Annotated in this window: 16 protein-coding genes and 1 tRNA gene; all 17 read right to left on the bottom strand. The window is 29.3% G+C overall.

The window, feature by feature from the left end; genetic code table 11:
* On the bottom strand, positions 1-348 hold a 348-nt coding region (locus BUB47_RS09845; protein ID WP_143270640.1), incomplete at its 3' end, for a transposase family protein.
* A 160-nt stretch (positions 349-508) separates the two neighbouring features.
* Positions 509-874: a hypothetical protein gene (locus BUB47_RS09415; protein ID WP_073185712.1), complete on the bottom strand. Its 366-nt coding sequence runs from the start codon at positions 872-874 to the stop codon at positions 509-511.
* 106 nt (positions 875-980) lie between these two features.
* A complete protein-coding gene (gene dprA / locus BUB47_RS09410) occupies positions 981-2069 on the bottom strand; it encodes a DNA-processing protein DprA (protein WP_073185710.1) in 1089 nt (362 codons plus the stop codon).
* A 1-nt stretch (position 2070) separates the two neighbouring features.
* Positions 2071-3588 carry a YifB family Mg chelatase-like AAA ATPase gene (locus BUB47_RS09405; RefSeq protein WP_073185708.1) on the bottom strand — a complete coding sequence of 506 codons (1518 nt, stop codon included), beginning with the start codon at positions 3586-3588 and terminating at the stop codon, positions 2071-2073.
* A gap of 16 nt (positions 3589-3604) precedes the next feature.
* Complete coding sequence (locus BUB47_RS09400; protein WP_073185707.1) at positions 3605-3958, bottom strand: YraN family protein; 354 nt, start codon at positions 3956-3958, stop codon at positions 3605-3607.
* Positions 3958-4572: a ribonuclease HII gene (locus tag BUB47_RS09395; RefSeq protein WP_073185705.1), complete on the bottom strand. Its 615-nt coding sequence runs from the start codon at positions 4570-4572 to the stop codon at positions 3958-3960. The genes BUB47_RS09400 and BUB47_RS09395 overlap by 1 nt, the downstream gene beginning before the upstream one ends.
* Positions 4572-5411 carry a ribosome biogenesis GTPase YlqF gene (gene ylqF / locus BUB47_RS09390; RefSeq protein WP_073185703.1) on the bottom strand — a complete coding sequence of 280 codons (840 nt, stop codon included), beginning with the start codon at positions 5409-5411 and terminating at the stop codon, positions 4572-4574. Before ylqF ends, BUB47_RS09395 begins: the two co-directional genes overlap by 1 nt.
* Positions 5412-5640: 229 nt before the next feature.
* Positions 5641-6660 (bottom strand): hypothetical protein, encoded by a 1020-nt coding sequence (locus BUB47_RS09385; protein WP_073185701.1) that lies wholly within the window; start codon positions 6658-6660, stop codon positions 5641-5643.
* A gap of 198 nt (positions 6661-6858) precedes the next feature.
* Positions 6859-7905: an ABC transporter substrate-binding protein gene (locus tag BUB47_RS09380; protein ID WP_073185700.1), complete on the bottom strand. Its 1047-nt coding sequence runs from the start codon at positions 7903-7905 to the stop codon at positions 6859-6861.
* Between the two features lie 9 nt (positions 7906-7914).
* On the bottom strand, positions 7915-8697 hold the full coding sequence (locus BUB47_RS09375; protein ID WP_073185698.1) for an ABC transporter permease: 783 nt from the start codon (positions 8695-8697) through the stop codon (positions 7915-7917).
* The gene (locus tag BUB47_RS09370) at positions 8691-9530 is read right to left on the bottom strand and encodes an ABC transporter permease (protein ID WP_073185687.1); all 840 of its coding nucleotides are present in this window, start codon (positions 9528-9530) and stop codon (positions 8691-8693) included. Before BUB47_RS09370 ends, BUB47_RS09375 begins: the two co-directional genes overlap by 7 nt.
* A complete protein-coding gene (gene potA, locus BUB47_RS09365) occupies positions 9527-10570 on the bottom strand; it encodes a spermidine/putrescine ABC transporter ATP-binding protein (protein ID WP_073185685.1) in 1044 nt (347 codons plus the stop codon). The genes BUB47_RS09370 and potA overlap by 4 nt, the downstream gene beginning before the upstream one ends.
* A gap of 10 nt (positions 10571-10580) precedes the next feature.
* Positions 10581-11117: a helix-turn-helix domain-containing protein gene (locus BUB47_RS09360; RefSeq protein WP_073185683.1), complete on the bottom strand. Its 537-nt coding sequence runs from the start codon at positions 11115-11117 to the stop codon at positions 10581-10583.
* Between the two features lie 225 nt (positions 11118-11342).
* On the bottom strand, positions 11343-12425 hold the full coding sequence (locus tag BUB47_RS09355) for an isocitrate/isopropylmalate dehydrogenase family protein (protein ID WP_073185681.1): 1083 nt from the start codon (positions 12423-12425) through the stop codon (positions 11343-11345).
* 24 nt (positions 12426-12449) lie between these two features.
* Positions 12450-12525 (bottom strand) — tRNA-Arg (locus BUB47_RS09350).
* 371 nt (positions 12526-12896) lie between these two features.
* Positions 12897-13400, bottom strand: a complete 504-nt coding sequence (locus tag BUB47_RS09345; RefSeq protein WP_073185679.1) for a hypothetical protein — start codon at positions 13398-13400, stop codon at positions 12897-12899.
* Between the two features lie 89 nt (positions 13401-13489).
* Positions 13490-13761 (bottom strand): IS30 family transposase (locus BUB47_RS09340; protein ID WP_143270638.1); only part of this gene is annotated, 272 nt, incomplete at its 5' end.

Raw genomic sequence — 13761 nt, 5'->3', positions numbered from 1 at the left:
AGATCTGGTATCTTTTAGCTTTTCTAGCAAAGTAAAAATATATTCTTTTGTATTTCGTTGATATCTCCCTAAAAAGTTTAAAGATTCGTAAAAGCGTTTGTTACGCCTTTTACATATAAATCGTTTCTTTCTAAGAAGTAGACAAACTTGTCTTAATCCGATGTTACTGTGTCTTACACGTTGGAGTCTATAGTCATGAATTCTTGTAGTAGGCTGTTTACAACAAGGACAAACACCTGTATTATTAGTAGACTTAATAGAAACTTCTATGGTTTCACTATTTTCTGTTATATTTGTTACAATAATATCTTTAATATTGAGAAGTTTTTGTATATAATTATCTTGCACGTATTTCACCCTTTCTATTTGGTTTAGTCACTTTATATGGTAAAGGATTTTTGGGATACGTGCATTCTTTTTTTGCAAAAAAATAAATGTTGGAGTACTCACCCCAACATTTATTATAGAACCGTTTTAAAGCTATAGCTTTAAAACCAATTTTTATTTCTTATAAACTCTCTTCAACTTCTACAATTTTTAAATTCGAATTTTTCCAACTTGCATTATCACCAAGCTTTTCAACTATACTTTTTAAAATTTCATCTTCTTCATAACTTTCATCAATAAGACTAACTCTAATGTTATCATCAAAGGGAATCTCCAAAACAGTTTTTCCTAAATTTTTAAATGTTATTACTCTATTTTTTAGTTCTCTTTCATTGTCTAAGTTATCTATTCTTATGTATGTTCCATCTTCATATCTGGAATAGATGTATATGTTTTTGTTGTATTTTTTTTTAAAGTATTCTACATAACCTCTACAAGATAAAGAAAAAGAGCCTAAGGGATTCATATCAAAAATTATCTTTTTCATAATAACCTCCTTAGAATATTATAGCATTCTTTTTAAATAATATAGTATACAAAGTCTAATACTTTTCTAAAAATATATTAAATAAAATATAAGATATGTTATTTATTTACATTTTTATTTTTAATCCATCTTCAACTTCTATAATATTTTTTAACTCAAGTATTGTAATTATAGAACTAATATAGGATATATCTTCATTTAGCTCATTTGCAATTAAATTAGTATCAGCTACTCCCTCTGATATTAATTTAAATACTTTCAGCTCTTCATCTCCCATTTCAGCCTTATAATCTTCTTCTCTGCTATCTACATAGTTCTTTTTAATCTCCGGTATTACTTCTAAAATATCCTCTATAGAAAGCAGTGGAGTTGCTCCATCTCTAATTAGCATATTAGTTCCTTCACTATACAGTGAATCAATATTTCCTGGTACTGAAAAGACTTCTTTCCCCTGTTCTGCAGCAACTCTTGCTGTAATTAGAGAGCCACTCTTTGCCTTGGCTTCTATTACAATAGTTGCCAAGCTAATTCCTGAAATAATCCTATTTCTCTCCGGAAATCTAAATGGCAACGGTTCAGTTCCTACAGGATATTCACTTAGCACTGCTCCATTTTCTATTATGTCACTATAAAGCTTAGCATTTTTCATAGGATAAATTTTATCCACCCCATTTCCAAGCACAGCTATAGTTTTATTTTTATTTTCCAAGGACCTTCTATGCGCTAATCCATCTACTCCATATGCCATCCCACTGACAATTGTCACATTTAATTTTGAAAGTTCATCTACAAAGTAATTTAATACGCTTTCTCCATAACTGGTGTGTTTTCTAGCGCCCACTACACTAATAGAAACACTATCTAAAATATCTAACTTGCCTTTTAAATATAAAACTCTTGGATAGTTCTCTATATTTTTCAACCTCTCCGGATACGTTAAATCACTTGCCGTAATTACTTCTATTTTATTTTTTTCACAATATGTATTTAAATTTATTAATGCTTTTTTGTCTTTCCTTTTTAATTTTTGAATGAGCTTAGGTGTAAATTTATTCCTTAAATCATCTAATACGCTATCTTTAAATATTTCCTCATAATCAATACTATAATCTTCTATATAGGTTTCTATTTTTTCAATTTCATCATTTCTTATACCTATTGCATTTAAATATATTAAAAATTGTCTATACGTCATATTAACCCCAATATTTTATATCTACACTCTTATACCTAATTGCCTCTAATATGTTTTTTTCTTCTATATTTTTACTACCTTCTAAATCTGCTATAGTTCTGGAAACTTTTAAAATCTTATTGTAAGTCCTCGCTGAAAATTTATATTTCTTAAAAGCTATGTCCATAATATTTTTGCACTTGGAATTTAAATAACAGTACTTGTGAATTTGATTTTCTCTTATTTCAGCATTTGTACTAATATCTAAATCTTTAAATCTCTCCATTTGAATATTTCTGGCAAGTTCCACTCTCTTTCTGATTTCCTCTGAAGTCTCCTGTTTCTTTTCTTTTGATATGTCATCGTATTTTACAGGACTTACTTCTACATGAATGTCTATTCTATCTAGTAGTGGATGCGAAATTTTAGATAAATACCTGTTTATCTCGTTCATTGTACACTTACAAACGTGAAATTTGTCGCCTAAATACCCACAAGGACACGGGTTCATGGCAGTTATTAGAATGAACTTCGCAGGATAGCTAAGACTTGCGTTTGCCCTTGCAATATTAATAGTGTTATCTTCAAGTGGCTGTCTAAGAACTTCTAAAACTTGCTTTGAAAATTCAGGCAATTCATCTAAAAATAATACACCATTATGTGCTAGAGAAATTTCACCCGGTTTTGGAATTCTCCCACCTCCAATTAATGATACTGCTGATGCAGTGTGATGTGGGGCCCTAAATGGAGGGGTGGTAATTAATTTACTTTCAGATAGTAAATTTGCAATACTATAGATTTTAGTAACTTCAATAGACTCATCAAACTTTAGCTTTGGAAGAATCGTGGGAAATCTCTTGGCTGCCATAGACTTTCCACTTCCAGGCGTCCCTACCATTAAAAGATTGTGCTTTCCTCCGGCTGCCACTTCCAGTGCTCGTTTTAAAAATTCTTGTCCCTTGACATCTGAAAAATCTATATCGTACTGTGTTTCTTCTAAAGTATATTCATCAATATATCTATCTAGTTTTATCTCTCCATTAAAATAATCTACAACCTCTTGTAGCGAATTTACAGGGTAAATTTCCACATCTGATATCACTGCACACTCTCTTTTATTTGAATCTGGTATAATAAATTTTTTAAATCCCTTTTCTCTTAGGGAAATTACCATTGGAAGTGCACCTGTTATCTTATTTACTCCTCCATCTAATGACAATTCTCCTAAAAAAATATAGTCCTCAGGATTTGAAACTATTGTCCCATTAGCTATTAAAACTGCAACTGCTATTGCCAAATCCATTTGAGATCCATCTTTTTTTAAATTTGCAGGAGCAAGGTTAATAGTGATTCTCTTTAGTGGAAATTCAAAGGAACTATTTTTAATGCCACTTCTAACCCTTTCCATTGACTCTTTTATTGCTATGTCCGGAAGTCCAACAATGGTAAATTTAGGTAGCCCATTAGTTAAATCTGCTTCTACTTCTATTAACTCTCCGTCTAATCCCAACAGAGAACCTGTCCTGACACATGAATACATACTAACCTCCTGTACTCTAATTTAATTCAAATGCATTTTCAATATGATTAACTAAATTTTCATTTACATATACTTCAATAATGTCATATCTCACTTGTGAACTTTCAAGATTATTTTTCATAATATAGCTTAGAGAAGTATTTATTATATTTTTCATTTTAAAACTATTTACCGCTTCATATGCATTGCCATATTTTCTGCTGGTTCTCGTCTTAACTTCTATAAACACTAGTATTCCTCTATCCATTGCAATAATATCTATTTCTGTTCCCAAAGCTCTATAGTTGCGTTCTAAAATTGTATAACCTTTTTCTTCTACAAGTTTAGTTGCCGCATCTTCACCAAATTTTCCAAGGGATTGGTTATCCATTACCAATCACCTATATTCTTTAAAAAAGATTTTCTATGCATATCTGAAGGACCATATAATTTTATCGCCTCTCTATGAAGCTTGGTTGCATATCCTTTATGCTTTTCTAAGCCATAGTTGGGATAGTCCAGCGCCCATTTTTTACATAGTCTATCTCTATATACTTTAGCCACAATAGATGCGCAAGCTATTGAATAACACTTGTCATCGCCTTTTATTATTGATACTTGAGGAATGTCACTTTCAATTTTTTCTGCATCAATTAGTAAAATATCCGGAATTACTTCATTTCCATTTTTATCTCTTAAATTATTTATAGCTTTTGACATAGCTAAATGAGTTGCAACTTTAATATTTACACTGTCAATTGTCTTAGAGTCTACTCTTCCAATGCCAACTGCCAATGCCTTTTCTAAAATAATTCCATAAAATTTTTCTCTCTTTTTTTCCGATAGTTTTTTAGAATCTCTAATGCCCTCTATTCTGTTATCAATGGGCATTATTACTGCACAGGTAACAACATCTCCAAAAAGTGTTCCCCTTCCAACTTCATCTATTCCCACAATTTTTTTATAACCTAGTTTGCTATATTCTTCTTCAAAATTTTCAAACATTATAACCTCTCTAAAGTAACTTTGCCAAGTACTCCCTTTCTAAATTCATCTAAGACAATATTTGCAACTTTTGTATAATCTATTTCATTTCCCCTTAGCTTTGCTCCTCTTTTTAGGCCGATTTCTTCCATAATTTCAATGGGTTTTTGATTTTTTGTTTCTAGTTGATATCTGTCTTTTAATAAATTTTCATCTTGCTTATTCAGCTTTTCAATTAACTTTAGCGCCAATGTCTCTACATCCATTATTTCATCTTTAATAGATCCAGTAAAAGCTAAATTTAAAGCTATTTCATCACTTTCAAATTTTGGCCACAAAACTCCCGGAGTATCTAAAAGGTGTAGTTTAGGATTTAATCTAATCCACTGATTTGTCTTCGTAATACCAGGGCGATTCCCTGTTTTTGTAGATTTAGTTTTTGAAATTCCATTAATAAACGTGGATTTTCCTGAATTTGGTATTCCCACAATCATTGCTCTCAACGGACCTTTATTAAGTCCTTTTTCATTAGCTCTTTTTATTTCCTCATCCATTAACTTTAAAGATTCTCTAACTATTTTATTGGAGTCTGGAGTAGCAGAACTGTAAAGAATTGCATTATTTTTTTCATTAGTGAGTTTCTTTATCCACTTTTGATTTTGCTCATCTTCTGACAAATCCGACTTATTTAAAATTAGAAGTCCTTTTTTATTTTGTAAAAGTTTATTTAACATTGGGTTTCTACTGGCTATTGGAATTCTAGAGTCTATTATTTCTATATAAAAATCAACTAGTTTAAGTTTTGATTCTATGTCTTCTATGGTCTTTTTCATATGTCCTGGATACCAATTTATATTCATTAACTCACCTTCTTTTCTTTTATTTATATTTCATTTAAAAATAGAAAGTGATCCCACTTTCTATTCATCTCTATAAAATCTTTGTAATAATTTCTTAAATAAATGTAATTATAGATATTTCTCTTTTATTATATAGTATTTTTTACATATAATCAATTTGCGAAAACGCTTCTACTACCTATGAAATTCTATAAAAAAATACACCTGAGAAATTCTCAGGTGTCATATTTTAAAATGCCCTTGGTATTATTAATACTATTAGTATAATAACAAAAAATACTATTGTATATGCCAAACTTTGTTTTAACTCTTGCTTACTAAGAGCTAGTGTATCCTTGTTCATAAGTTTAGAAATACAAATTCCCAAATATCCAAGTATTGGATATCCAACTAAAATTCCAAGTGTTGTAGATCCCTTACCTAAAAATCTATAGAAGGTAAGTATTATAAGCATTAAGAAAATTGGATAGAGTTTATTTAATTTTTTATTATCTAACCATATAAGTGCAAAAACTAAAATTGTTGATGCAAGAAATATTATATAACTTAAATTGTTAAAAATTGAAATTCTTGAAATAGCCGAATTATTCTTAATTTCCTGTGCATTTACATAAAATCCACCTTGGCTAAATGTAGGATTTTCATTATCTCCCATTTTTTGAGCATTGGAAAATTTGTCAACTTTTGCATTAGTTATAAATGCTGAACTTTCAGACACTAAATCTTTTCCTCTGTATAAAAGCTCTCTAGGTTCATAGTAAACAGTAAAGGAATATGTACTATCTTCACTTGTTAGAGGTACCCTTATTTGAGATATTGCCTTAAAATTATAATCTTGTGTTTTTTTGTAGTAATCTCTCAAAGAAAATTTTTCATTAAATAACTTGGCATTGATGTTATCATAGTCACCTTTTAATTCTACTACACTATGACTTGGCTCTACCGAATTTCCAAAAAATATTTGTCTAACAGGAGTTCCTAAAATTCTAACACTTGAATCTTCTCCTGAATATTCAAATTCAATATCATATTTAATTAAATTTTTTGAAGAAGTTTTTTCTATACTGCGTGAAATCGTTAAGTTTGAAACGTCAATTGGATTTTTAAATAATAAACCATTAAAGCCTTGTCCACTATCGTTTGCATCTTTCCACAGGTTTGAACTGTCGAATTGCTTACTAAAAGTGGATATGAATAAAAACAGGATAAAAATTCCAAATAAAATGACGTTTTTTAATTTTTTATTCATTAATAAACCTCCATAAATTATGAAAACATTTGATTGTCTATATGATATCATAGCTAACTAAAATAATAAACTATTTTATTTTTATATAAAATTTTACTGTTCTAAAGTAATTATATATTTAAAATGTTATTTTATATTAATAGAGGTAAAGCCTATTAAAAAACTCTACCTCTATTAATATATTTTACATATATTATTTTAATTTGCAGCTTTTACTTCCGCCCAAATTTCATCATATAATTTATTTATATCTTTAGGATTTTTAAATATTTCTAAATTAGGATACTCTTCTAAGTTCGGATAAATTACTTTGTTTTCTTGAATTTCTTTAGGCAACAATTTTACTGCTTCTTTGTTTGCAAGAGGATACCCTACAACATCTGCTATTCTTGCAGAATTTTCAGGTTCTAATATAAAATCAATGAATTTTTCAGCATTTTCTTTATTCTCAGCATTTTTAGGAATTACCATTGAATCAAACCACAAGTTTGCTCCTTCTTTTGGAATTACAAAATCCAAATTTTCATTTTCTTCCATTGATACAATTGCATCACCAGTATATGCTGGAGCTAAAGCTGCTTCTTCATTTACCATTTGTCCCTTCATCTCGTCAACTAAATAAGCTTTTACAATTGGCTTTTGTGTAATTAAGTCTTTTTTTGCTACTTCTAATTCTTCAGGATTTCTCGTATTCATAGAAAAACCGTTTTTAATTAATGCAATTCCCAGGGAATCTCTAGTAGAGTTCATCATTATAATATTTCCACTATATTTTTCATCCCATAGTATATCCCAATTTTCAACTGGTTCTTTTACTAAACTCTTATTGTATAAAATCCCAACAGTTCCCCATAAATATGGAACTGAGTACTCTTGTGCTGGATCATATTCTCTATTTAAATATTCACTGCCTATATTTTTCATATTTGGAATATTTTCATAGTTGATTTTTGCCAACATATCTTCAGAAATCATTCTCTCAATCATATAGTCTGATGGGACTACTAAGTCGTAACTAGAACCCCCTTCTTTTAGTTTCATATACATATCTTCATTTTGTTCAAATGTTTCATATATTACTTTTATTCCAGTTTCCTTTTCAAAGTCAGCTACAAGGGAATCATCTATATATTCCCCCCAGTTATAAACGTGAAGCTCCCCTTCTTCAGATTTTTGAGAACATCCGGACATAAGAGCTGTTACCAATACTAAGGTAACTATTAACAATAAAGATTTTTTTTTCATTTTTTCCTCCTAAAAAATATTTCCATTAGATTTTGTTTTTTTATTTATAATTAATAACAATATTAATACTGCAACAAACATAAGTGTTGAAAGTGCATTAATAGCAGGATTTATCCCCTTCTTCGCCATAGAATAAACTGTAATTGACAGATTGGAAAATCCACTTCCCGTAGTAAAAAATGATATTACAAAGTCATCTAGTGACAGTGTAAAAGCAAGCAGAGCTCCTGAAATTATTCCCGGCTTTATCTCTGGTATTATAACTTTTCTAAATGTATACATGGGCGTGGCTCCTAAATCCATAGCGGCCTCAGGTATTGACTTGCTCATTTGCTTTAGCTTTGGCAATACCGACAAAATAACATAGGGCGTTGTAAATACAATATGTGACAAAAGCATTGTAATCATACCAAATTTTATTCTCATCAAATTAAACATTACCATTAGAGAAATTGCAGTTACAATATCAGGATTTAACACAGGTATATAGTTAATATTTAATGCTATTTTTTTCTTCCAGCTCTTCATATAGTAAATTCCAATTGCAGCCATTGTTCCGATAATAGTAGCACAAATAGTTGCAATTACAGCAATTAAAATTGTATTGTAAAAAGATTTAAGTATTTCTCTATTCTTAAATAATTCCTTATACCACTTAAGTGTAAAACCAACCCAAGATCCCTTTAGCCTAGAGTCGTTAAAAGAAAATACCATTAGTACAATTATTGGCGCATACAAAAAAAGGAACATTAAAAATAAATATAACTTTTTAAAATAGTGTTTTTTTACCATAGTCCCCCTCCTGTTTTTTCGTCGTCAGAATCAAATTTATTGGTGATTATCATTGCCACAATTATTATTACTATTATTGCAATACTCATTGCAGAACCAAAGTTCCAATCTCCTACTAATCTATATTGATTTTCAATTATATTTCCAATTAAATTGTATTTATTTCCCCCTAGAAGTGCCGATATTTCAAAAGTTGAAATTGCAGGTATAAATACCATGGTAATTCCCGTAACAACTCCCGATATACTAAGAGGAAATATCACTTTCCAAAAAGCTTGCATTTCAGTTGCTCCTAAATCTTTGGCCGCTTCAATCATAGACTTATCTATCTTTTCAAAAACTGAGTGTATTGGCAAAATCATAAAGGGCAAATAGTTATAAATCATTCCAATCATTATAGCCTTATCTGTGTAAATTATACTTAAGGGATCTATTCCAAATATATTTAAAAAATTATTCAATATCCCATTTTTACTTAAAATTAAAACCCAAGCATATGTCCTCAATAAAAAGTTCATCCACATAGGTATTACTATTAAAAGTAGCATCAGTGACTTGTACTTGGACTTAGAATTGAAAATCCAATATGCAGTCGGATATCCTATTGCCAAACAAATTACTGTGGTCTTAAAAGCCATTTTTAGTGAGTCAAAGAAAACTTTTAAATACTGTGGAGTAAAAAACTTTTTATAATTATCAAGTGTAAAGCTCTCCATAGTGAAGTCTTTAATCATACCGTCAGTTATAGAGTAAAAAAATATTAACAACAATGGCATTACAATAAATAAAATCATCCAAATTAAATAAGGTGAAGCTAGTTTTTTAAATTTCATTTAATCACCTTTTTCATTATGTGAATATTATTTGGATCAATATTCATTCCCACACTGTCATTTACTTCCTTTGAAATTGTTGAGCTAACTTTATATTTAAAGCCTTTAACTTCTACAATCATTTCATAGTAAACACCTTTAAACATAGTGGATTTTACTACTCCATCCAACATTCCCGTTCCAGACTTTACTAATTCTATATCTTCCGGCCTAACTACTACATCTATTTCTTCTTTTTTAGCAAATCCACTATCTACACACTTAAACATATGATGAGAAAATTCAACTAAATAATCTTCATGTATAACTCCACTAATTATATTGCTCTCTCCTATGAAATCAGCCACAAAAGCATTATTTGGTTCATTGTAAATATCTGTAGGGCTTCCTATTTGTTGAATCTTTCCATCTTTTAAAACTACTATTGTATCGCTCATTGTCAAAGCTTCTTCCTGATCATGAGTTACATAAATAAATGTTATGCCAACTGACTGCTGAATTCTCTTTAACTCAATTTGCATACCTTGGCGTAATTTTAAATCCAGAGCTCCCAACGGTTCATCTAGTAGCAATACCTCTGGTTCATTTACTAATGCCCTTGCAATGGCTACTCTTTGCTGTTGTCCTCCACTTAAAGACTCCACTTTTCTATTTTCAAAGTTCTTTAAGTTTACAACCTCTAACATTTCCTTTACCTTTAATTCTATTTCATCCTTTGGCATTTTTTTAATTTTTAGACCAAAAGCTATATTATCAAATACATTTAAATGTGAAAAAAGCGAATACTTTTGAAACACAGTATTTATTTCTCTTTCATAAGGAGGATCATTGGTAATGTCCTTACCATCAAATATTATTTGTCCGGAATCAGGGCTTTCAAATCCCCCTATTAATCTAAGAGTTGTTGTCTTGCCACAACCACTTGGACCTAGAAGTGTTAAAAATTCATTTTTCTGAATAGTTAAATTAAAATCTTTTAAAATTAAGTCTTCATCATAAGACTTATTTATATTAACTAAATTAATTATAGGATTTGTCATTTATTCCTCCTTAAAAATTTGGTGGTGAACTTACATAAATTACCTTTGCGGATTTACTTTTTTTATTCTCAAGGTAACTTTCCTTATCTGCTCTAAAATAAAATGTCTCACCTTTATTTACTTCATGTTTTTTATCTCCATAGTGAAGTACTACACTTCCCATTAAAACATAGCCCAATATTTCTCCATCAAAGGGACTTATGCTCTTGGAGATAGATTTATTTTCCAACTCTAAAATTATAGGTTCCATTTCGTTTTTTTGCGCATTTGGAACTATCCACTTCATTTTATATCCATTTTCCTTATTGCTTTCAAAATAATCTTCTTCTTTGAATACAATTTTTTCCTCACTATTATCATCAAAGAATTCATAAGGCGTCGTTCCCAAAGCCTCTAAAATATCAATGAGCGTGGCAATAGAAGGCGAAGTTAAATTTCTCTCCACCTGTGATATAAAACCCTTTGTCAGTTCCGATCTATCCGCTAACTCTTCTTGGGTTAAACTCTGTTGAATTCTTAAGTTTTTAAGTTTATTTCCTATATCCATATTTATCTCCAATAACAAAATATTAAACTTTAGACTTACTTTATTAAGTACATCAAGATTATAAATTCTATAGAGATATATGTCAATATATATTTTATAAATAATACTAAAAGTTTAATTTATAAAACAACTCCTGCATTAAAATTTTTTTCAGATATTTTAATATAAAATCTCAATAAAAAATCAGAGTAAAATATTTTCTACTCTGATTAAAATTTTTAAACCCTATTTTATTTTATTCTCTACTATTTCTGTTAGATTTCTACAAATTTCATCTCCCACAGCAGTAGTACTTTTACTTCCTCCTAAATCTGTTGGTAGACATTTCTTTTCAACTAATAATTTTTCAATGGCGTTTAAAATATCTAAACCTATATCTTCTCTTCCAAAAAAATCCATCATTTGACTTACAGACCAAATCGCTGCAACGGGATTGGCTATACCTTTTCCGGCAATGTTTGGAGCCGAGCCGTGAATTGGTTCAAACATTGAAGGATATCTCTTTTCAGGGTTTATATTAGCTCCTGCTGCTAGTCCTATTCCACCTGCTATTGCAGCTCCTAAATCTGTTAATATATCTCCAAATAAATTTGATGAAACTACAACTTCTAATTTTTCAGGTTCATTTACCATTACCATAGTAGCTGCATCTACTAATAAACTATGAGTTTCAACTTCAGGATATTCAGCTTTTATTTCATTAAAAATACTATCCCAAAATACCATTGAATAATTTAATGCATTTGCCTTAGAAATACTTGTAAGAGATTTTTTATTTTGTTTTGCCACTTCAAAAGCATATCTGATTATTCTCTCACAGCCATACCTTGTAAAGACATTATCTTGTATGACAAGTTCTCGTGGAGAGTTTTTAAACATATGACTTCCCGTTCCTATATATTCACCTTCACTGTTTTCTCTAATAAATATCATATCTATATCATCTTTAGACTTGCCTTTTATTATAGTTTCTGCTCCCTTTAATAACTTTATAGGGCGAAGATTTACATATTGGTCAAACTCCTGTCTTATCTTTAATAGTAACCCTCTTAGAGAAATATCGTCACTTACAGTATTATTTCCAACTGCTCCTAAGTAAATAGCGTCGGACTTTGACAATTTTTCAAGTCCATCTTCTTCCATCATCCTCTTATATTTTAAATAGTAGTCACAACCATAGTCAAAAAAATCAAATCTAAAGTCAATATCTTCATATAATTTTGAAATTAATTTAAGTAGTTTTACTCCTTCATTTATAACTTCCACACCTATTCCGTCTCCCGGTATTACTGCAATTTTATACTCCATAATATCCTCCTTTAAGGTACTATTTGGTACGCTCGGAGGGAATTGAACCCTCGACCTTCAGCTTCGGAAACTACTGCTCTATCCTCTGAGCTACGAGCGTAAATATTTATAACTATACAATGCTTTAACATTAAGTTTAGTATAACATAATTAAAATTCTTTTAACAAAACATATTTTTAGCTAATATATTAAAAATTAGTGGCTTTAAATTCTATAACTTAAAAATAGAATAAAAATTTTTGACATATGTGAAATAATAACGAACCAAAAAATATTTTGACTATTAATTAAATAGGAAATTTACTAAATCTCTATAATTCTATATAAAAGTAAATTGCATATTGATTAAATAAAAGTACCTCTCCATAATTAGAAGTACTTTTTTATATTTTATTATATTGGCTACCAATCGCTTACATAAATCCCCTTAATATTTATATATACTTTTTTAAAATCTACAATATTCTTAATTATTTCAATTTAATTAAATTATATATTGGAAATTGTTTAAATTTCAAAGCATCTTCCTTATTCATTCTCTTTATAATTTTTTTAGCTTCTTTATAATTTCCTAATAAAATATAACAAGCAGTTAGTATTTGGCTATTTTCTTTTTCTTCTTCTTTTATTTTTTTCAATTCTTCAAAATAATCACTTATATTTTCGCCTAATCTTACTTTTACTTGCAACAAATTTATATACATATATGTTTCTCGAATTTTTTCATATAGGTATTCAGATAAATCTTTCATAAGCTTTTTTAATTCAGATTTTACACCTTTATTTGAATCAAAAACTAAAATACTATCCAACATCATTTTAATTAAAAATTCGCAATCTTCTTTACTTTTATGAATTTTCTTAATATCATTTATTACTGAAGTGGCGTTTAAATTGTCGGCTTTTAATTCTTCTTTTCCCATAACAATAAATCTACTTACCTCTATTTTTTCTCCAGTTTTATCATTTTCCATTAAAATTTTAGATTTATCAAAAATGTTAAAAAAGTTTTTTGCATTATTAGTTTTATTTTTATGCTGAATTGCAATAATTATTGCGACACTTACTCCAAATTATTTATCTCGTATAAAAATGCATCAAATGTTGTTCTAAATTCCAGACATTTTCTAGGTCTGGAATTTATTTTATATAATATTTTAATTAAACTTTCATTACTGATTTTCGATAAGTCGGTTTTCTTAGGATAGAATTCACGTAATAGCCCATTACTATTTTCATTCGTTCCCCTTTGCCAAGCACTGTAGGGATCTGCAAAGTAAAAATCTATTCCCAACTCTTCTTCTACATCTGTATAACATGCAAACTCTTTGCCTC

This window comes from Anaerosphaera aminiphila DSM 21120 (assembly GCF_900129925.1).
Lineage (GTDB): Bacteria > Bacillota > Clostridia > Tissierellales > Peptoniphilaceae > Anaerosphaera > Anaerosphaera aminiphila.
This window is presented reverse-complemented; position numbering and strand designations above follow the sequence as displayed.